Annotated in this window: 1 protein-coding gene (cut by a window edge); it reads right to left on the reverse strand. The window is 71.7% G+C overall.

Annotation, left to right across the window (positions count from 1 at the left end):
• On the reverse strand, window positions 1-22,891 hold the 3' portion of the coding sequence (locus tag U8D42_RS10180) for a non-ribosomal peptide synthase/polyketide synthase (RefSeq protein ID WP_322860242.1). 8,258 nt of this gene lie beyond the right edge of the window; 22,891 of the gene's 31,149 nt are visible here — the last part of the coding sequence; the start codon falls outside the window, past its right edge — the gene reads right to left on this strand; the stop codon is at window positions 1-3.

The following is a 22,891-nucleotide window of genomic DNA, read 5'->3' on the forward strand; positions in this document are numbered from 1 at the left end:
CTAGCCGGCGCGCTCCCCGGGCACCTTGCCCTCCCGCGACGCCGCGGTGTGCTGAGCGCCGTGGGCCAGTTCGAGCCGACGTTCGGCGAGGACCAGCAAACGCCTGAGCCGCTGCCCGTACAGGCCGACCGATTCGCTGGTCAGCATGTCGTCGTGCCCGCACTCGATCGCGTAGGTGAGGATCTCGCCGGAAACGTGCGGTCGCCAGGACCGCGACAGGAAGGCGCCGCGATCGCCGCCGTCCTGCGCGGCGGAGAACACGGTGATGTCCCCGGTGAAAACCTCGGGCCGGTGCGCCCGGTACCGCTCGACGTTCTTGCGGAGGTTGTCGGCGAGGAGATCGAACAGCCGCCCGGAGCGCGCGGCCTCCGGCAGCTGGCCGGCACCGAGGGCCTCTTCCGGCGGGGCCGCGCCGTCGTCCATGGCCGGCTGGGCGTCGAGCAGGACCAGGCGGGCGACCACGCACCCGCGCCGCTGCAGCTCGACCGCCACCGCGTGGGCGACGACCCCGCCGAACGACCAGCCGAGAAGGTTGTAGGGGCCGGAGGGGTAGGCCTCCTGCAGCCTGTCGGCGTAGGTCGCCGCCATCTCCGGGATGGACCGCGGTTCTCGTTCGGCGCCCCCGCGGACCTGTTGAATCCCGATGATCGGGCAGTCCAGATAGTTGCCGAGAACCTGGTACGGCCAGCTCACGCCGCCCGCCGGGTGGATGCAGAACACCGGGATGCCCGCGCCGCGCTTGAGGGTCTGGACCGGAACGACGTCCGGGCCGGACGGGGTGTCCGTGGTCAGTCGCCGGCTCAGGCTCCGCACCGAGGGTGCGTCGAACAGGGAGCGCACCGCGAGGTCGACGGCCAGCTCGGCGTTGACGGTGGCGATCAACCGCATCGCCGAGATGCTGTCGCCGCCGAGGTCGAAGAAGGAGTCGTCGACGCCGACCCGCTCGACCCCGAGCACCCGGGCGAAGACGCCGGCCAGGATCTCCTCGGTCGCGTTCGACGGGGCCCGGTATGCGCCGCCGGTGTATTCCGGTGCCGGCAGGGCGCGAGCGTCGAGCTTGCCGTTGGGTGTCAGCGGCAGCGCGTCGAGCCCGAGCACGGCCGTGGGCACCATGTAGACGGGTAGGCGTCCGGCCAGCGTGGTGCGCGCCTCGGCGGGGTCGGCCGTCCCGGTGATGTAGCCGACCAGTCGTTTGTCGCCGGGGCGGTCCTCGCGGGCGATCACCACCGCCTGATCGACGCCGTCCAGCCGGGCCAGCGCGGCCTGAACTTCGCCCAGTTCGATGCGGTAGCCGCGGATCTTGACCTGCTCGTCGGCGCGCCCGACGTACACCAGTTGCCCGTCGGCGCCCCACCGCACCAGGTCACCGGTGCGGTACATGCGGGTGCCGGGTTCGCCGAACGGGCAGGCCACGAACCGCGAACCGGTCAGCCCGGCCCGGCCCAGGTAGCCGGCGGCCAGCCCGGTGCCCGCCACGTACAGCTCGCCGATCGCCCCCGGCGGCACCGGCCGCAACCAGGCGTCGAGCACGAACAGCCCGGCGCCGGGCACCGGCGAGCCGATGGGGGGTGTCCCCGACCCCGCCGTCAGCGGGGCGCTGATCGCCACGCACATCGTGGTCTCGGTGGGGCCGTAGGCGTTGACCATCACCCGGCCCGGCGCCCAGCGATCGACCACCTCGGCCGGGCAGGCCTCGCCGGCCATCACCAACGCCACCCCCTCCAGCCCGGCCGGGTCCAGCATCGCCACCGCCGTCGGGGTCTGGGTCAACACGCTGACCCCTTCGTCGACCAGCAGGGCGCCGAAGTCCCGCGGGGAGCGCACCACCGCCTCGGGCACCACCACCACGCGCCCGCCGCGCAGCAGCGGCGCGAAGATCTCCCACACCGACACGTCGAAGGCATACGAGTGGCACTGCGTCCATACACCCGGGGCCGGCAGTCCGGCGTCGAGCGAGCCGATCAGCCGGGTCACGTTCTGGTGGGTGACCGCCACGCCCTTGGGCACGCCGGTGGTGCCCGACGTGTAGATGAGGTAGGCGACGCCGTCCGCCGCCGGCGCCGGCAGCGCGGTGTCCGGGCAGCCGGCGATCCGTGGGTCCTCGATGTCGATCACCCGCGCGTCGGACCCGTCCAGCCGCGACCGCAATCCCCCGGTGGTAACCGCGGCGACCGGCGCGGCATCCCCGAGCATGAAGTTGATCCGGGAGACCGGGGCGGCCGGGTCGATCGGCAGGTACGCCGCGCCCGTCTTGAGGACCGCCAGGATGGCCACGATCGCCTGCGCGGAGCGCGAGAACAGCAGGGCCACGGACTCGCCCGGGCCGGCGCCGTCTGCGGCCAGCAGGTGCGCCAACCGGTTCGCCGCCTCGTCCAGCTCCCGGTAGGTCATGGACACGTCGCTCCAGCTGATCGCCACCGCGTCCGGGTGGTGCGCGACCTGCGCGGCGAACAACTCCACGATCGAGGCGGGCGGGGTCGCCGGCCTGCTCAGCGCCGCCCGGTTGCCGATTGCGTCCAGACGGGCGTGTTCGGGCCCGTCGAGCAGGTCGACCGAGGAGAGCCGCCGGGCCGGGTCGGTGGTCATCGCCACCAGCACCCGCTCCAGCCGGTCGGTCAGGGCCCCGATGGTGCGCTGGTCGAACAAACCCGCGTCGTATTCGACGCGCAGGCCGAGCCGTTCGCCGGACAGGGCGGCTTGCATCGTCAGCGGGTAGTGGTTGCGTTCGAACATGTCGAAGTCGGTGATGGACAGCTCGTGGTCGACCGCCATCGCGGACGTTTCCAGTGGGTAGTTCTCGTAGGCGAACAGCGTGTCGAACAGCTTCTCGTGGCCGGTCATCCGGTGGATCTCGCTGAGCGACAGGTGTTCGTGCTCGACGGTGTCGTTGTGCGCGCCCTGCAGCTGATCGAGCAGGTCCGCGGTGCTGGTCGCCGGGGTGATGCGGGCGCGCACCGGGATGGTGTTGATCAACAAACCGACCATCGACTCGGCCCCGGGCACTTCGGCCGAGCGGCCCGAGACCGTGGTGCCGAACGCGACGTCGTGGTTGCCGGTCAGCCAGGTGAGCAGCTGCGCCCACGCGGCTTGCAGCACGGTGCTGACCGTGGTCTGGCGCGAGCGGGCCAGCTCGCCGACCGCCCGGGTGGTCTCGGCCGACACCGCGAACGTCTCGAGGCCACGCGCGCCCGGCGCCGTCTGGTGCGGGGGCGCGACGAGCGTCGGGGCGTCGAAGCCGGCGAGCACCTCGCCCCACGCGGCCCGCGCGGCGTCCAGGTCGCGGTCGGCCAGCCAGGTGACGAATCGGCGATACGGTGCCGGCGGGGCCAACTGCTGCCCGGTGAGGCTGGCGAACGTCTCGTTCACCAGGATCGGCACCGACCAGCCGTCGAGCACGATGTGGTGGATGGTGAGCACCAGCCGGTGCCGGTGCCGGCCGGTGCGGATCACGGCGACCCGGAAGGCGGGTTGGTCGGCCAGGTCGCAGACCGCGGCGCGTTCGGCGGCGCGCAGTTCGTCCACGCGGTCGGCCCGGCCGTCGACGTCGTCGAGCTCGACATACCGCCATGCCGGAACCGGGTGCGCGGGGATGATCTGCACCGGTTCGTCGGGCCGGTCCCAGAACCGGGCGACCAGGTGTGGATGCCGGTTCACCACGGTCTGCACGGCATCGCGCAGCCGGTCAGCATCCAGCGGGCCGGCGACGCCGATGTCCAGCTGCACCACATACAGGTCGCTGGAATCGCCGCCGCCGCCCCGCGTGGTGGTGGTGGTGGTGTGGAAGAGCAGCCCCTGTTGCAGCGGGGTCAGCGGCAGCACGTCGGCGATCGGGGCTTGCCGTTCGAGCTCGTCGATCTGCTGCTGAGCCAGCCGGGCCGGCAGGAGGTCCGACGGGGTCAGCCCGCCGCCGCCGGAGCGCACGTGGGCGCAGATGCCGGTCAGCGCCTCGAACCAGAGCCGGCTCAGCCTGCTCACCTGCTCGCGGTCCAGCACCGAGGGCGCCCACGTCCAGTTGGCGTGCAGCTGCGGGCCGGCCTCGGTGTCGGCGGTGCCCGCGTTGAGGTCCACCGTGTGCATCAGCGGCATCGGCACCGCCGTGCTGGTTTCGGTCACCGAGGAGCCGTCGCGGGAGATCCGCCACAGCTCGTCGGACAGCTCGGCCGCCGCGCCGCCCAGCCGGCCGAGGTAGTTGAACCCGATCGTCGGGTCCGAAGCATCCAGTCCCACTTCGGGATTGAGATAACGCAAGAGCCCGTAGGTCAGCGGGTCCGGCAGGGCGCGCAGCTGTTCCTTGGCCGCCTTGAGCACCGCCCCCAACGCCGGATCGCCGGAAACCACGCGCTCCCACGGCAATTCACCCACCGCCAGCGACACCGGGTATTTGGTGGTGAACCAGCCGACGGTGCGCGACAGGTCGACTCCGGGGGCGAGTTCCTCGTGGCGGCCGTGGCCCTCGACGTCGATGCCGATCGGCGCGGTATCGCCCAGGAACTCCGCCCAGGCCAGGGCGTAGCCGATCAGCAGGATGTCGTTGATGCCGGCATGGAACGCCGCCGGCGCCTCACCGAGCAGCGTGCGGGTGGTGTCCGCGTCGAGCTGAACGGAGAGGTGCTCGGCGGTCTCGTAGGTGTCCGCCTCGGGGCGCACCGGCGGCAGCGCGGGCGGGGTCGCCGCGACCCGCCTCCACGCCTCGGCCTGCTCGACCACCGCCGGGGTCTGCGCGTGCTCGCCGAGCAGGCCGGCCCAGCGGGCGAACGACGTCCCGCCGGGCGGCAACGCCACCGGCTGCCCGCCGCGATGCTGCGCCCAGGCAATATTCAAGTCCTCCAACAGGATTCGCCAGGACACACCGTCGACGGCCAGGTGGTGGATGATCAGCACGAGCCGGCGGGTGGAGGCGGCCAACAGCGCGCTCACCATCACCCCGTTGGCCGGGTTCAGCCTCGACCGCGCCTCGATCACCGCCGCGTCGGACAACGCATCCACGGTGTGCAGGCAGTCGGCGGCGTCCACCGACCCGGCCTCGGGCACCGTCAGCGCGCCCTCGTCGTCCAGGCGCAGCCGCAGCATGGCGTGGCGATCCAGCACGGCCTGCAACACCGCCAGCACGTCTTCCTCGCCGGCCCCGGCGGGCGCCTCCACGACCATGGTCTGGTTGAACTGGTCGACCGGGCCCTCGACGCCTTGCAGCCACCGGATGATCGGGGTTGCGGGCAGTTCCCCGATGCCCTCGTCGATGACGCCGGCGTCACCGTCGGCCGTTCCCACCACGCGGGCCAGCCGGGCCACGGTCTGCTCGACGAAGATGTCGCGCGTCCGGCACGTCAGGCCCGCGGCGCGGGCACGCGTCACCACCTGCATCGACGAGATGCTGTCGCCGCCCAGGTCGAAGAAGGAGTCGTCGACGCCGACCCGCTCGACGCCGAGCACCTGGGCGTAGATGCCGGCCAGGGTCTCCTCGACGGGATTGCCGGGGGCACGGTAGCGATCGGCGCCGGTGTATTCGGGTGCCGGCAGGGCGCGGGTGTCGAGCTTGCCGTTGGGTGTGAGCGGCAGTGTGTCGAGCGCCACCACGGCCGCCGGCACCATGTAGGCGGGGAGCCGGTCGGACAGGGCGGTGCGGAGCTCGGCGGGTTCCGCCGACCCGGCGACGTAGCCGACGAGGCGCTTCTCGCCGGGCCGGTCCTCGCGGACGACGACGGCCGCCTGCCGCACCCCGCGGAGCTCGGCCAGCGCCGCCTGGATCTCGCCCAGTTCGATGCGGTAGCCGCGGATCTTGACCTGGTCGTCGGCGCGGCCCAGGTACTGCAACTGCCCGTCGGCGCCCCAGCGGACCAGGTCGCCGGTGCGGTACATCCGTGCCCCGAGCCCGCCGAACGGGCAGGCCACGAACCGCGACGCCGTCAGCGCCGCCCGTCGCCAGTACCCGCGCGCCAGTCCGCCGCCGGCCACGTACAGCTCGCCGATCACCCCGGGCGGCACCGGCCGCAGGGACTCGTCGAGCACGAACAACGCCGCGCCGGCCACCGGGGAGCCGATCGGCACCGCCGGGGATCCGGGCGTGAGCGGCGCGCTGATGGCGGCGTACACCGTGGCCTCGGTGGGGCCGTAGGCGTTGATCATCACGCGGCCGGGCGCCCACCGGTCCACCAGGTCCGTCGGGCAGGCCTCGCCCGCCACGACCAGGGCGGCCGACTCCAGCCCCTGCGGGTCCAGCATCGCTGCGGCAGAAGGGGTTTGGCTCAGCACGCTGACCCCCTCCGCGATCAACAGGGCGTGCAGGTCCTCCGGGGACCGCACCACCGCGTCCGGGACCACCACCAGGCGCCCCCCGCGCAGCAGCGCGCCGAAGATCTCCCACACTGACACGTCGAAGCCGTAGGAGTGCCACTGCGACCACACCCCGGCGTCCGGCAGGCTGGCGTCCACGGAAGCCATCAGCTGCGTCACGTTGCGGTGGCTGACCGCCACGCCCTTGGGCCGGCCAGTCGTCCCCGAGGTGTAGATGAGGTAGGCGGTGTCCTCCGCGCCGGGGGCCGGCGGGGCGGTGGCGGGCCGGGCCTCGACGGCGGGATCGTCCACGTCGATGACCGCCACGTCGTGCTCGTCCAGCCGGTGGGCCAGGTCGGCGGTGGTGACCGCCGCCACGGGTTCGGCGTCGGCGAGCATGAAGCCGATGCGGGCCGCCGGATGGGCGGGATCGATGGGCAGGTAGGCCGCGCCGGTCTTGAGCACCGCCAGGATCGCCACGATCGCCTCGGCGGACCGCGAGAACAGCAGCGCGACGGCCTCGCCCGGGCTCGCGCCCTCGCTGATCAACAGGTGCGCCAACCGGTTTGACGCCTCGTCCAGCTCCCGGTACGTCCACGACCACCGACCGCAGCCCAGCGCCGGCGCGTCCGGTGTGCGCGCCACCTGGGCGGCGAACGCTTCGGGAATCGACACCGGCGCGGTGGCCGGTGCGGTCAGCGCCGCCCGGTTGCCGATCTCGTCGACGCGGGCGTGTTCGGCCGCGTCGAGCAGGTCGACCGATGACACGGTGCGGTTCGGATCGGTGGTCATCGTCGCCAGCACCCGCTGCAGCCGTGCGACCAGTGCCTCGATGCTGTCCGCGTCGAACACGTCGGTGCGGAACTCGACCCGCCCGCCGATCCCGGCGGGCTCGTTGCCCTCGGTCCAGCGCTCGGCCAGCGAGAACGTGAGGTCCATGCGGGCGACCTGGGCGTCGAGCGGCATCGAAGTGACCTGAACGTCGCCGAGCGCCAGTCCGGTCGCGGGGTCGTTGTCCTGCCCACCGAAGTTCTGCCAGGCCAGCATCACCTGGATCAGCGGATGATGGGTCAGGCTCCGGGCCGGGTTGACCCGCTCCACCAGCACCTCGAACGGCACGTCCTGATGCTCGAAGGCCTCCAGGCTGCGCGTGCGCACCCGGTCCAGCAGGTCGGCGAAGGTGGGGTCGCCGCCTAGCTCTTTCAGGTCGACCCGCAGCACCAGGGTGTTGACGAAGAACCCGACCAAGTCGTCGAGCGCGGGGTCGCGCCGCCCGGCGATCGGGAAGCCCACCGCCACATCGGAACTCGCACCGACCTTGGACAGCAGCACCGCCAGCGCGGCCTGCACCACCATGAAACTGGTCGCGTTGTGTTCGCGGGCGACCGCGGTGACCTGCTGCTGCAGGTCGGCGGGCCAGTCGATGGCCACCGTGGCCCCGCGCTGGTCGGCGACCTGCGGGTAGGGCCGGTCGGTGGGCAACTGCACGCGCTCCGGCATGCCGGCCAGGGTCTCTTCCCAGTAGGCCAGCTGAGCCGCGATGCGGCTGTCGCTGTCCTTCAGGTCGCCGAACTGGGCCCGCTGCCACAGCGTGTAATCGACGTATTGGACCGGTAATTCGGCCCACTCGGGGGGCTCCCCCGCGCAGCGGGCCGCGTACGCGATGCCCAGGTCGGCGGCCAACGGCCGCAGCGACCACCCGTCGGCGGCGATGTGGTGCACGACGGCCACCAGCACGTGCTCGTCCTCGGCGACGCGGAAGAGCCACGCGCGCAACGGGATATCGGTCGCCAGGTCGAAGGTGTCGCGGGCGGCGGCCTTGACGGCCCCGTCCAGTCGGCTCGCCGACCAGTCACGCGCGTCGATGACCCGCCAGCCGAAGTCGGCCCGCTCCGCGGGGATGACCACCTGCTGCGGCGTTCCGTCGGGTGCGGCGAACACGGTCCGCAGGCTCTCGTGTCGGGCCACCACGTCGGCCAGCGCCGCGCCGAGCGCCGGCTCGTCGAGCCGGCCGCGCAGGCGCATGGCCGCCGCCATGTTGTAAACCGGTGACGGGCCGTTCAATTGGTCGAGGAACCACAGTCTGGACTGGGCGAACGACAACGGCACCACCGCCGGCCGCGGACCGGCCACCAGCGGCTCCAGGCCGCCCGCGCCCTCACCGATCCGGGGCGCCAGCTGGGCGATGGTGGGCGCCTCGAAGATGGCGCGCACCGACAGGTACTCGTCGAGGTCGGTGTTGACCGCCGCGATCACCCGCATCGCCGAAATGCTGTCTCCACCAAGGTCGAAGAACGATTGGTCGATGCCGACCCGCTCGACGCCGAGCACCTGCGCGTAGATTCCGGCCAGGATTTCCTCGGTGGGATTGGTCGGGGCGCGGTACCCGGACGCGGTGTATTCGGGTGCGGGCAGGGCGCGGGTGTCGAGTTTGCCGTTGAGGGTCATCGGCAGTGACTCGAGGGCGACGATGGCGGCCGGGACCATGTAGCCGGGCAGCCGCTGGGCCAGCGCGGTGCGTACCTCGGCGGGGGCGGCGGTGCCGGTGAGGTAGCCGACCAGGCGCTTGTCGCCGGGACGGTCCTCGCGCACGATCACCACCGCGTCCTCGACACCGTCCAGGGCGGCCAGCGCCGAGCGGACCTCGCCGACCTCGATGCGATAGCCGCGGATCTTGACCTGCTCGTCGGCGCGCCCCACATACTGCAGCTGCCCATCGGCGCCCCAGCACACCAGATCGCCCGTCCGATACATCCGCCCGCCGGGCCCGCCGAACGGGCACGCCACGAACCGCGAGGCGGTCAACCCCGCCCGGCGCACATACCCCAGCCCCACCCCGCGACCGGCCACATACAACTCACCGACCACCCCGGCCGGCACCGGCCGCAACCAGCCGTCCAGCACGAACAACCCCGCCCCGGGCACCGCCGACCCGATCGCCGGCGCCCCCGATTTCGCGGCCAGCGGGGTGCTCATCGAGGCAAAGATGGCGCTCTCGGTCGGCCCGTAGACGTTCATCATCGCCCGCCCCGGCGCCCAGCGATCCACCAACTCCGCGGGCACCGGCTCGGCCCCGATCACCAGCGCCGTGGAATCCAGACCCTGCGGTGAGAGCATCCGCACCGCCGCCGGGGTCTGACTCAACACCGTGACCCGCTCGGCGACCAGCAACGCGTGGAAATCCTTGGGCGAGCGGGCCACCGCCTCGGGCACCACCACCAACCGCCCACCATGCAACAACGCACCCCAGATCTCCCACACCGAGAAATCAAAGGCATACGAATGGAACTGGGTCCACACCTGATCCGGCGCCAACGCCACCCCCACCGCCGGCGCGTCGAACAACCGCGTCACATTGGCGTGACTGACCGCCACCCCCTTGGGCACCCCCGTGGTCCCCGACGTATAGATGATGTGGGCGACATCCTCCGGATCGGGCCCCGGCAACGCGGTGGCCGGCTGGGTCTGCAGGGCCGGGCTGTGCACGTCGACGATCGGCAGCACGCGATCGGCCAGCTTCTCGGCCAGCGCCGCGGTGCTCACCGCCGCCACCGGCGCGGTATCGGCCAGCATGAACTCGATGCGCGCCGCCGGCAACCCCGGGTCGATCGGCAGATACGCCGCCCCCGACTTGAGCACCCCCAAGATCGCCACGATCGCCTCGGCCGAACGCTCCAACAGCACCGCCGCCGACTCCCCCGGGCCCGCGCCGCGGCCACGCAACGCGTGCGCCAACCGGTTCGACGCCTCATCGAGCTCCCGATACGTCATCGACCGGCCCTCAAACCTCACCGCCGTCGCCAACGGACTGCGGGCCACCTGCGCGGCGAACAACACCGGAATCGACACCGGCACCCACGGCCGGGTGAGCACCGCCCGGTTGCCGATCTCGTCCAGCCTGCGGTGTTCACCGGCGTCCAGGGCATCGATCGATGACAACGGGCGCGCCGGGTCGGTGGTCATGGCGGCCAGCACCCGCCGCAGCCGCTCGACCAACGTCGCGACGGCGCCCGGGCCGAACACGTCGGTGTCGTATTCGACGCGCAGCCGCAGCTGGTGCCCCGGCTGGGCCTGGATCGTCAGCGGGTAGTGGGTGGATTCGCGGCTGGTGATGTCGGTGATGGACAACTCCTGATCACCGGACAAGGCGGCCGCGTCGATCGGATAGTTCTCGTAGGCGAACAGGGTGTCGAAGAGCTTGTCCTGGCCGGTGATGCGGTGAATGTCGTTGAGCGCCAGGTGCTGATGGTCGAACGTGTGGTTGTTGGCGCCCTGCAGCTGCTCGAGCAGGTCGGCGGTGGTGGTGGTGGGGCCGATCTTGGCCCGCACCGGCACGGTGTTGATCATCAGGCCGACCATCGATTCCGCGCCGAGGAGTTCGGCCGGCCTGCCCGAAACCGTGGTCCCAAAGGCGACGTCGTGCTGGCCGGTCAGCCAGCACAGCAGTTGCGCGTAGGCGGCCTGCAGCACCGTGTTGACGGTGGTGTGGCGGGAACGCGCGAGTTCACCGACGGCGCGGGTGAGATCGGCTGGGAGACTGAGGGTTTCGACGCCTTGGCCGCCCGGCTGCAGCCGGTCCTGACGGCCGACCAGGGTCGGGGCGTCGAAGCCGGCGAACACCTCGCCCCAGGCGGTGCGGGCGGCGTCGCGGTCGCGGGCGGCCAGCCAGCCGACGAAGTCGCGGTAGGGCGCCGCGGCGGGGAGGCGCTGGCCGTAGTAGCCGGCGAAGATGTCGCCGAGCAGGATCGGCATCGACCAGCCGTCGAGCACGATGTGGTGGTTGGTCAGCACCAGCCGGTGCCGGTCGATCGCGGTGCGGATCAAGGCCACCCGGAAGGGCGGCTGGTCGGCGAGGTCGCAGACGGCGGCGCGTTCGGCGGCGCAGAGCCGCTCGATGTGCGCGTCGACGTCCTCGTCGCCGCCCAGCTCCAGGTATTGCCAGGCCGGCGCGGGGTCGGCCGGGATGACCTGCACCGGCTCGTCGAACTGGTCGAAGAATCGGGCCACCAGGTTCGCATGCCGGTGGGCCACCGCGTGCACCGCGTCGCGCAGGCGGTCGGGGTTCAGCGGGCCGGCGATGCTGATGTCGAGCTGGCCGGCGTAGAGGTCGCTGGCATCCCCGCCCGCGCCCCGCACCGTGTTGGCGTGGAAGAGCAGCCCCTGCTGGACGGGGGTCAGCGGCAGCACGTCGGCGATGCGGCATTGCCGTTGCAGGTGGTCGATCTGCTTCTGGCTGAGGCGGGCGGGTGCGACGTCCGAGGGCGTCAACCCGCCGCCGCCGGATCGCACGTGCGCGCAGATCCCGGCCAGCGCGTCGAACCACAACCGGCTCAGCCGGCCGACCTGCCCGTCGTCCAGCGCCGACGGCGCCCACGTCCAATGGGCCTGCAGCTGCGGGCCGTCCCCGGTGTCGACGGTGGCCGCGTTGAGCTCCAGGGTGTGCATCAGCGGCATCGGGATCGCCGCGGCCGCGGCGGTGACCGAGCCCGGCACGGGCCGCCACATCTCCTCGGTGAGCTCGGCGCCGCCCTGCCGTCCCAGGTAGTTGAACCCGATCGGCGGGTCGGAGCCGTCCAGGCCGGCCTCGGTGTTCAGGTAGCGCAGCAGCCCATAGGTCAGCGAGTCGGGCAGGGCGCGCAGCTGTTCCTTGGCGTCCTTGATCGCCGCCCCCAGCACTGGGCCGCCGGAAATGACTTGCGCCCAGGGCAATTCACCGGTCGCCAATGACACCGGGTACTTGGCGGTGAACCACCCGACGGTGCGCGACAGGTCGACGTCGCGGCCCAGCTCCTCGTGGCGGCCGTGGCCTTCGACGTCGATGCCGATCGGCGTCCCGCCCTCAGCGCGGGGGCTCAGGAACTCGGCCAGCGCCAGGGCGAACGCGATCAGCAGGATGTCCTGCACGCCGGCGTGGAACGCGGCGGGCACCGCACCGAGCAGCATGCCGGTGGTCTCGGCGTCCAGCTCCGCCGAGAGCTGCCCGGCGGCGGCGAAGGTGTCCGCCTCGGGGCGCACCGCGGGCAGCGCCGCGGGCGTCGCCGCCACCCGCGTCCAGGTGTCCAGCTGGTCCACCACGTCCGGGTCGTTGGCGCGCTCGGCCAGCTGCGCGGCCCACCGCGCGAACGACGTCCCCGCCGCCGGCAGCGCCACCGGCTGGCCCAGCCGGTGCTGGGCCCAGGCGATGTTCAAGTCCTCCAACAGGATTCGCCAGGACACGCCGTCGACGGCCAGGTGGTGGACGATCACCGCCAGCTGGGCGGTCGAGGTGACCCACAGCGCGCTGAGCATCGCCCCGGCGGCCGGGTTCAGCCGGGACCGCGCGTCGATCAGCGCCGCGTCGGACAACTCGGCCACGGTGTGCAGGCAGTCGGCGGCGTCCACCGCACCCGGCTCCGGAACCGTCAGCGACCAGCCGTCGTCGACACGCAGCCGCAGCATGCCGTGCCGATCGAGCAGGGCCTGCAGCACCACCAGCACGTCGGCCTCGCCGACCCCGGCGGGGGCCTGGACCAGCATCGCCTGGTTGAACTGGTCGACCGGGCCCTCGACGCCCTGCAGCCAGCGGATGATCGGGGTGGCCGGCACCGGGCCCACGCCCTCGTCGGCCACGTCGGCGGGGGTGTCGGCGACCTCGGCCACCCGGGCCAGCCGGGCGACGGTCTGCTCGACGAAGATGTCGCGGGTCCGGCAGATCAGGCCGGCGGCGCGGGCCCGGGTCACCACCTGCATCGAGGAGATGCTGTCGCCGCCGAGGTCGAAGAAGGAGTCGTCGACCCCGACGCGGTCCAGCCCGAGCACCTGGGCGTAGATGCCGGCCAAAATTTCCTCGACGGCGTTGTCCGGGGCCCGGTACCGGTCGGCGTCGGAGTATTCCGGCGCGGGCAGGGCGCGGATGTCGAGCTTGCCGTTGGGCGTCAGCGGCAGCGCGTCGAGCACCAGCACGGCGGCCGGGATCATGTACGCCGGCAACCGCTCGGCCAGCGCGGCGCGCACGCCGGCCGGGTCGGCGGATCCGGTGATGTAAGCGACCAGTCGCTTACCGCCGGGCCGGTCCTCGCGGGCGACGACGACCGCCTGCTCCACCCCGTCCAGCCAGGCCAGGGCCGCGCGCACCTCGCCGAGCTCGATGCGGTACCCGCGGATCTTGACCTGTTCGTCGGCGCGGCCCAGGTAGTCCAGCTGCCCGTCGGTGCGCCAGCGGACCAGGTCGCCGGTGCGATACATGCGGGTGCCGGGGCCGCCGAACGGGCACGCCACGAACCGTGAGGCCGTCAGGGGCGCGCGATGCCAATACCCGCACGCCACGCCGGCACCGGCGACGTAGAGCTCGCCGACCACGCCGACGGGCACCGGCCGTAACCGCCCGTCGAGCACGAACAACGCTCCCCCGGGCACCGGCGAGCCGATCGGCACCACGCCGGACTCGACCGACGCCGGCTCCAGGGGTTCGCTGACCGCCGCGTACACCGTGGCCTCGGTCGGGCCGTAGGCGTTGATCATCGCCCGGCCCGTGCCCCACCGGTCGACCAGCTCGGCCGGGCACGCCTCGCCGGCCACCACCAGGGCGGCCCCGTCGAGCCCGTCGGGTGACAGCATCGCGGCCGCCGAGGGGGTCTGGCTCAACACGGTGACCTGTTCGGCCACCAGCAGCGCGTGGAGGTCTTCGGGCGAGCGTGCCACCGATTCGGGCACCACGACCAGCCGGCCACCGTGCAGCAGCGCACCGAAGATCTCGTGGACCGAGACGTCGAAGGCGAGCGAATGCCACTGCGACCACACCCCGGCGCGCGGCAGACCGGCGTCCATGCGCGCCAGCAGTTGGGTCGCGTTCTGGTGTGTGACCGCGACGCCCTTGGGGACGCCGGTGGTGCCGGACGTGTAGATGAGGTAGGCGAGGTCCTCCGGTCCGGGCGCCGTCAGCGTCGCTTCGGGCCGGGCGGCGGGCTCGAGGTTGTCGACGTCGATGACCGGCACGTCGTGGCTGCGCAGCCGGTCGGCCAGGTCGGCGGTGGTGACGACGGCCAGCGGGGCGGCGTCGGAGAGCACGAATCCGATTCGGGACTCCGGCAGCGCCGGGTCGATCGGCAGATACGCCGCCCCGGCCTTGAGCACCGCCAGGATCGCCACGATCGCCTCGGCCGAACGCGAGAACAGCAGCGCCACGCACTGTCCCGGCGCGGCCCCGCGGGCGGCCAACACCAGCGCCAGGGAGTTCGCGGCCTCGTCCAGCTCGCGGTAGGTCATGGACCGGCCACCGCACACCAGCGCGACGGCCTCCGGTGTGCGGGCCACCTGCGCGGCGAACAGCGCCGGAATGGACACCGGCACCGCCAGCGGCGCGGTCAGCACCGCCCGGTTCCCGATCTCGTCGAGGCGGGCGTGCTCGGCGTCGTCGAGCAGATCCAGCGACGACAACGGTCGGGTGGGGTCGACGGTCATGGCCGTCAGCACCCGCTGCAACCGTCCGACGAGCGCCTGGATGCTGCCCGGGTCGAACACGTCGGTGCGGAATTCCACGGTTCCGCCGATACCGGCGGGCTCCCCGGCCCGGTTCCAGCGCTCGGCCAGCGAGAAGGTCAGGTCCATCCGGGCGGTTTGGGTGTCCACCGGCATCGGCGTGATCTCGACGTCGCCCAGGGACAGGCCGGCGGCCGGGCCGCCGCCGTCCTGCCCGGCGAAGTTCTGCCAGGCCAGCATGACCTGGACCAGGGGGTGGTGGGTGAGGCTTCGGGCGGGGTTGAGCCGTTCGACCAGCACCTCGAAGGGCACGTCCTGGTGTTCGTAGGCGGCCAGGCTGCGCCCGCGCACCTGCGACAGCAGGTCGGTGAACGTGGGATCGCCGGCCACCTCGACCCGCAGCACCAGGGTGTTGACGAAGAACCCGACGAGGTCGTCGAGGGCGGGGTCGCGCCGCCCGGCGATCGGGAAGCCCACCGCCACATCGGGGCTGGCGCTGAGCTTGGAGAGCAGCACCGCGAGGGCGGTCTGGACCACCATGAAGCTGGTCGCGTTGTGCTTGCGGGCCACCGCGTCGACTTGCCGCTGAAGCTCTGTGGGCCAGTCGATTTCGACGGTGGCGCCGCGTTGATCGGCCACCAGGGGGTAGGGCCGATCGGTGGGCAGTTGCACCCGGTCGGGCATGCCGGCCAGGGCCTCTTCCCAGTAGGCGAGCTGCGCGGCGATGGGGCTCTGGCGGTCGTCGAGGTCGCCGAACTGCGCGCGCTGCCACAGCGTGTAGTCGACGTATTGGACCGGCAGCGGCGCCCAGCCGGGGGTGCGGCCGGCGCACCGGCTGGCATAGGCCATGCCCAGGTCGCGCACCAGCGGGGTGATCGACATGCCGTCGGCGGCGATGTGGTGGACCACGGCGGCCAGCACGTGCTCGTCGTCGTCGATACGGAAAAGCTCTGCGCGCAGCGGGATTTCGGCGGCCAGGTCGAAGGTGTAGCGGGCCGTGTCGCCGATGGCCTCGTCGAGCTGGGCGGCCGACCAGCCGCTGGCGTCGACGACCTCCCACCCGAAGTCGGCCTTTTCGACCGGGGTCACCAGCTGGTGGGGGGTGCCCTCGGGCGCGGCGATCAGGGTGCGCAGGCTCTCGTGGCGGGCCACCACGTCGGCCAGCGCGGCGCCGAGCGCGTCGGCGTCGAGCGGCCCGCTCAGCCGCAGGGCGGCCGCCATGTTGTAAACCGGTGATGGGCCCTGCAATTGGTCGAGGAACCACAGCCGGTTCTGCGCGAACGACAACGGCACCACGGCCGGTCGCTCGGCGGCCACCAGCGGCTCCAGGCCGCCCGTGCCCTCACCGACCCGCAGCGCCAGCTGGGCGACCGTGGGCGACTCGAACACGACGCGCACCGGAAGGCCGACATTCAGGCTGCGGTTGATCGCGGCGACAAGGCCCATCGCCGAGATGCTGTCGCCGCCGAGTTCGAAGAAGGAGTCGTCGACCCCGACGCGGTCGGCGCCCAGGACTTCGGCGTAGATGGTGGCCAGGATTTCTTCGACCGCGTTTTGCGGGGCGCGGTAGTCACCGACCGCGTATTCCGGTGTGGGTAGCGCGCGGGTGTCCAGCTTGCCGTTGGCGGTCAACGGCAGGGTTTCCAGCCCGACGATCGCCGCGGGCACCATGAATCCCGGCAACCGCTCGGACAGCTTTGCGCGCAGCTTCGCCGGGTCAGCCGCGCCGGTCACATAGCCGACCAGGCGCTTGTCGCCGGGGCGGTCCTCGCGCGCGATCACCACCGCCTGCCGCACCCCGTCCAAACCGGCCAGCGCGGCCTGGATTTCGCCCAACTCGATGCGATAGCCGCGGACCTTGACCTGCTCATCGGCGCGGCCGAAGTACTGCAGCTGCCCGTCGTTGTTCCAGCGCACCAAATCGCCGGTGCGATACATCCGCGTTCCGACCCCGCCGAACGGGCAGGCCACAAACCGCGACGCAGTCAGGCCGGGCCGGCCGAGATATCCCACGGCGACACCGGATCCGGCCACATACAGCTCCCCGACCACGCCTTCGGGCACGGGACGCAACGACTCGTCCAGCACCAACAGCGCCGCCTCGGGCACCGGGAATCCGATCGGCGGCACGCCCGCCCCCGCCTCCAATGGGGCGCTGATCGCCACACACATCGTGGTCTCGGTCGGCCCGTAGGCGTTGACCAGCACCCGACCCGGCGCCCACCGATCCACCACCTCAGGCGGGCAGGCCTCCCCGGCCAGCACCAACGCCACCCCGTCCAGGCCGGCCGGATCCAGCATCGCCACCGCCGACGGCGTCTGGGTCAGCACACTGACGGCCTGGGCGACCAATACCGCGTGGAAGTCCTGCGGTGAGCGGGCCACGGACTCGGGCACCACGACCAGCCGCCCTCCGCGGAGCAGCGGGGCAAAGATCTCCCACACCGACACGTCGAATGCCAGCGAATGCGCATGCGACCACACCCCCGGCGCCGGCAGACCGGCGTTCAGCGACCCGATCAACTGCGTCACGTTACGATGCGTCACCGCAACACCTTTGGGCACACCGGTGGTACCCGACGTGTAGATCAGGTAGGCGACACTGTCCGGTCCCGGCAGCGGCAGGTCGGTGGCGGGCAAGGTGTCGAGGCGCCGATCGTTGACGTCGATGACAGGCACGCTGTGGCCTGCAAACCGTCTGGCCAGATCGGCGGTGCTGACCGCGACGACCGGCGTGGCGTCACCGAGCATGAACTCGATCCGGGTATCCGGGGAGGAGGGGTCGATCGGCAGGTAGGCCGCCCCAGTCTTGAGCACCGCCACAATCGCCGCGACCGCCTCGGCCGACCGCGAAAACAGCAGCGCCACAGTCTGTCCCGGACCCGCACCGTGGGCCACCAACAGGTGGGCCAACCGGTTCGACGCCTCGTCCAGCTCGCGGTAGGTCACGGACCGGCCCTCGCACACCAGCGCCACCGCCTCCGGCGCGCCGGCCACCTGCGCGGCGAACAACTCCGGCACCGACAACGGCGCCGTCGCCGGCCCCGTCAAAACCGCCGTATTGCCAAGCTCTCCCAGACGCGCGTGCTCGGTCGCGTCGAGCAGGTCCACCGAAGACAACACCCGCGACGGGTCACCCACCATCGCCACCAACACCCGCTGCAGGCGTTCGGTCAGCGCTTCGATGCTGTGCGCATCGAACACATCGGTGCGGAATTCCACCCGCCCGGCAATCCCGGCGGCCTCGCCCGTCTCGTTCCAGCGTTCGGCAAGCGAGAACACCAGATCCATGCGGGCCGAATCGGTGTCGACCGGCACGGAGCTGACCTCGAGGTCGCCCAGCGTCAGACCGGCGGCGGGATCGTCGTGGCCGGCGAAGTTCTGCCAGGCCAACATCACCTGCACCAGCGGGTGGTGGGTCAGGCTGCGGGCCGGGTTGAGCCGCTCCACCAGCAACTCGAACGGCACGTCCTGGTTTTCGAAGGCCTCCAGGCTGCGCGCCTGCACCCGCTCCAGCAGTTCGGAGAAGCTGGGGTCGCCGGCCAGGTCGACCCGCAGCACCAGCGTGTTGACGAAGAAGCCGACGAGCTGGTCGAGCGCGCGGTCGCGGCGCCCGGCGATCGGGAAGCCCACCGAAACATCCGCGGTGCCACCGATCTTCGACAACAGCACGGCGAGCGCGGCCTGCACCACCATGAACGTGGTCGCGTTGTGTTGGCGGGCAATCCGGCGGATCTGCTGCTGCAGCTCCGCCGGCCAGTCCACGACCACGCTGGACCCGCGCTGGTCGGCGACCGGCGGGTAGGGCCGGTCGGTGGGCAGTTGCAACCGCTCGGGCATCCCGGACAGGGCGTCCAGCCAGTAGGACAGCTGCGCCGCGATGGGGCTGTCGCCGTCGTCCAGGTCGCCGAATTGTGCCCGCTGCCACAGCGTGTAGTCGACGTACTGCACGGGCAGGTCCGCCCACGCCGGCGCCCGGCCCGCGGACCTCCCGGCGTACGCCGTGCTCAGATCCGCGGCCAACGGCGTCAGCGACAACCCGTCCGCGGCGATGTGGTGTACCACGATCACCAGCAGGTGTTCGCGCTCGTCGAGGGCGAACAGTCTTGCGCGCAAAGGTGTTTCGATGGCGAGGTCGAAGGCGTGGCGGGTCGTCGCTTCGATGGCGTCGCCCAGCTCGCCGTCGGCCCATCCGGTGGCGTCGACGACGTCCCAGCCGAAGTCGACGTCCTCGGCCGGGATCACCACCTGCTCGGGCGTTCCGTCGCGGGCGGGGAACAGGGTGCGCAGGCTTTCGTGGCGGCGCACCACATCGGCCAGGGCCGCGCACAGCGCGTCGGCGTCGAGGCGCCCGCCGAGCCGCAATGCGGCCGCCATGTTGTAGATGGGCGACGGCCCCTGCAACTGCTGGATGAACCACAACCGGCTCTGCGCGAACGACAACGGGATCACCGCCGGTCGCTCGCTTGCCACCAGCGGCGCCAGCCGGCCCGCGCCCTCGTCGATGCGGGGCGCCAACTGCGCGACCGTGGGCGCCTCGAACACGACGCGCACCGGGAGTTCGGTGTCCAAAGACGCGTTGATCGCCGAGATCAGCCGCATCGTGGACAGCGAGTCGCCGCCGAGGTCGAAGAACGAGTCGTCGACCCCCACGCGTTCGACGCCCAGCACCTCGGCGTAGATGCCGGCGAGGATCTCCTCGGTCGCGGTGGTCGGGGCGCGGTAGTTGTCGACGTCCCGATAGTCGGGCGCGGGCAGGGCGCGGGCGTCGAGCTTGCCGTTGACCGTCATGGGCAGGGCCGGCAGCGCGACGACCGCGGCGGGGACCATATAGGCGGGCAGCCGCTCGGCCAGCGCGGCGCGAGCCCTGCCCGCATCCACGGCGCCGGTGACGTAGCCGACGAGGCGTTTGTCACCGGGACGGTCCTCGCGGGCGACGACCACCGCCTGCTCCACCCCGTCCAAACCGCCCAGCGCCGACTGGATTTCGCCGAGTTCGATGCGGTAGCCGCGGATCTTGACCTGCTCGTCGGCGCGGCCCAGGTAGCGCAGTTGCCCGTCCGGGGCCCAGCACACCAGGTCGCCGGTGCGGTACATGCGAGCGCCTGGCGCGCCGAACGGGCAGGCCATGAACCGCGAGGCGGTCAGCGCGGAGCGGCGCCAGTACCCGACGCCGACCCCGTCGCCGGCCAGGTACAGTTCGCCGACCACCCCGGCCGGCACGGGCCGCAGCCATTCGTCGAGAACGAAGAAGGCCGCCCGGGTGACCGGGGAGCCGATCGGCGGGAAGCCCGATCCCGCTTCCAGCGGCGCGCTCTTGCACGCCCACATCGTGGTTTCGGTTGGGCCGTAGACGTTCACCATCACCCGCGCGGGTGCCCAACGGTCCACCAGCTCGGGCGGGCAGGGCTCCGCGCCGATCACCAGCGCGGTCCCGTCCAGTCCGTCGGTCGGCAGCATCCCGACGGCGGACGGGGTTTGGGTGAGCACCGTGACTCCCTCGCCGACCAGCAGGGCGTGGAATTCTTCCGGCGAACGGGAAACCGCCTCGGGCACGACCACCAGGCGCCCGCCGTGCAGCAGTGCGCCCCAGATCTCCCACACCGAGAAGTCGAAGGCATAGGAGTGGAACTGGGTCCACACCTGTTCCGCCGAGAGTTCGATGCCCAGGCGCAGGTCGTCGAAGAGTTGAGCGACGTTGTGCTGGGTTACCGCAACGCCTTTGGGCACACCGGTGGTGCCGGACGTGTAGATGATGTGGGCCAGGTCGTCGGGTGCGGGCGGCGGCGGCGCCGTGGCGGGTTGGTCGCCCACGGCGGGGTCGTCCACGTCGACGACCGCCAGGCCGAAGCCGTCCAGCCGGCCGGCCAGGGCGGCCGTGGTGACGGCGGCGATGGGCGCGGCGTCGGTGAGCATGAACTCCATCCGGGCCGCCGGCAGTGCCGGGTCGATCGGCAGGTAGGCGGCCCCGGATTTGAGCGCGGCCAGGATCGCCACGATCGCCTCGGCCGAGCGCGAGAACAGCAGCGCCACCCGCTCGCCCGGACGTGCGCCGTGGTGGATCAGCAGGTGCGCCAGCCGGTTGGCGGCCTCGTCCAGCTCCCGGTACGTCATCGACTTGCCGTCGCAGACCAGCGCCACCGCGTCGGGGGTGCGGGCCGCCTGCGCGGCGAACAACGCGGGGACCGACTTCGGCGTCGCCGGCCGGGTCAGCACTCCCCTGTTGCCCCACCTCTCCAGGCGGGCGTGCTCACCGGCATCGAGCAGGTCCACCGACGACAGCCGTCGGTCCGGTTCGGCGGCGACCACCGTCAGCAGCCGCTGCAACCGCTCGATCATTCGCTCGACCGTGTTTGCGTCGAATACGTCGGTGCGGTATTCGGCCGTCACGACGATGCCGGCGCGCGCGCCGGAGTCGGTAAAGCGCTCGGCCAGGGAGAACGTCAAATCCATCCGGGCGGTGTCGGTGTGCACCGGCATCGGCGTGACCTGTAGATCACCCAGGGCAAGTCCACCCGCCGGAGCAGTGACCTCCCCGGGGAAATTTTCCCAGCCCAACAAGACCTGGATCAGCGGATGGTGGGCCAGACTCCGAGCGGGGTTCAGCCGTTCCACCAACAGTTCGAAGGGCACGTCCTGGTGTTCGAAGGCGGCCAGGCTGCGCCGGCGTACCTGCGCCAGCAGGTCGGCGAACGTGGGATCCCCGCCCAGCTCTTTCAGGTCGACCCGCAGCACCAGGGTGTTGACGAAGAAGCCGATCAGTTCGTCGAGCGCCGGCTCGGATCGCCCGGCGATCGGGAAACCCACCGCCACGTCGTCCGCGGCGGCGATCCGGGACAGCAGCGCGGCGAACGCGGCCTGGATCACCATGAAGCTGGTCGCGTTGTGCTCGCGCGCCACGCGGCGAATCTGCTGCTGTAGCTCCGCCGGCCAGTCCACCGCCAGCCGGGCACCGCGGTGGTCGGCGACCTGCGGGTAGGGCCGATCGGTGGGCAGCTGCAGACGTTCGGGCAGCCCGGCCAGGGCGTCGGCCCAGAAGTCCAGCTGGGCCGCGATGCGGCTGTCGGCATCGTCGACGTCGCCGAGATGCGCGCGCTGCCAAAGGGTGTAGTCGACGTACTGCACCGCCAACGGCGCCCAGGCGGGGGCATGGCCCGCGCACCGGCTGGCATATGCCACCCCGAGGTCCCGCGCGAAGGGAGTGATCGACCAGCCGTCGGCGGCGATGTGATGCACCGCGACGACCAGGATGTGCGCGTCGTCGCCGAGGGTGAAAAGCTCAGTGTGCAAGGGGCTTTCGCTGGCAAGATCGAAGGTGTAGCGGGCCGCCGCGGCCATGCGCTCACGCAGCCGGTCTTCCGGCCACCCGCGGGCGTCGATGACCTCGCAGGCAAAGCCGATCCGCTCGGCGGGAATCACCACCTGCTGCGGGACCCCGTCGGCAGCCGCGAACACCGTGCGCAGGCTTTCGTGCCGGGCCACGACGTCGGCCAGCGCCGCACCAAGCGCGTCGGCGTTCAGATACCCGCGCAGCCGCAACGCCACGGTGACGTTGTAAATCGGTGAGGGGCCTTGGAACTGGTCGATGAACCACAGCCGGGTCTGGGCGAACGACAGCGGAATCACCGCGGGGCGGTCCCGCGCGACCAGGGGCTCCGGCCGGTTGGCTTCGTCGCCGACGAGACGCACCAACTCGGCGACGGTGGGCGCCTCGAAGACGGCCCGCACCCCGAGGTTCGCGTTCATGCTGGCGTTGACCGCGGCAATCAGGCGCATCGCCGACAGTGAGTCCCCGCCCAGGTCGAAGAACGAGTCCTCGACGCCGACCCGCTCCAGCCCGAGCACCTGTCCGTAGATGCCGACGAGGATCTCTTCGGCGGGAGTGGACGGGGCGCGGTAACGATCCACGTCCTGGTACTCCGGTTCGGGCAGGGCCCTGCGATCGAGCTTGCCCGAGGAGGTCATCGGGAATTCCTCGAGCGCCACGATGTGTGTCGGCACCATGTATTCGGGCAACCATGCGTTCAGTTGCTCGCGCACCTCACCGATCTTGGTGTTGGTGCGAGGGTCATTGGCATGGCTGGTGCGCTGGCGCATTCCCGCCGGAGGCAGGTACAGATCGGTCAAGGCTGCGGCAGGCTGGTCGTCGGCATCGACGAAAACC

Source organism: Mycobacterium europaeum (assembly GCF_034555895.2).
Classification (GTDB): Bacteria; Actinomycetota; Actinomycetes; order Mycobacteriales; family Mycobacteriaceae; genus Mycobacterium; species Mycobacterium europaeum.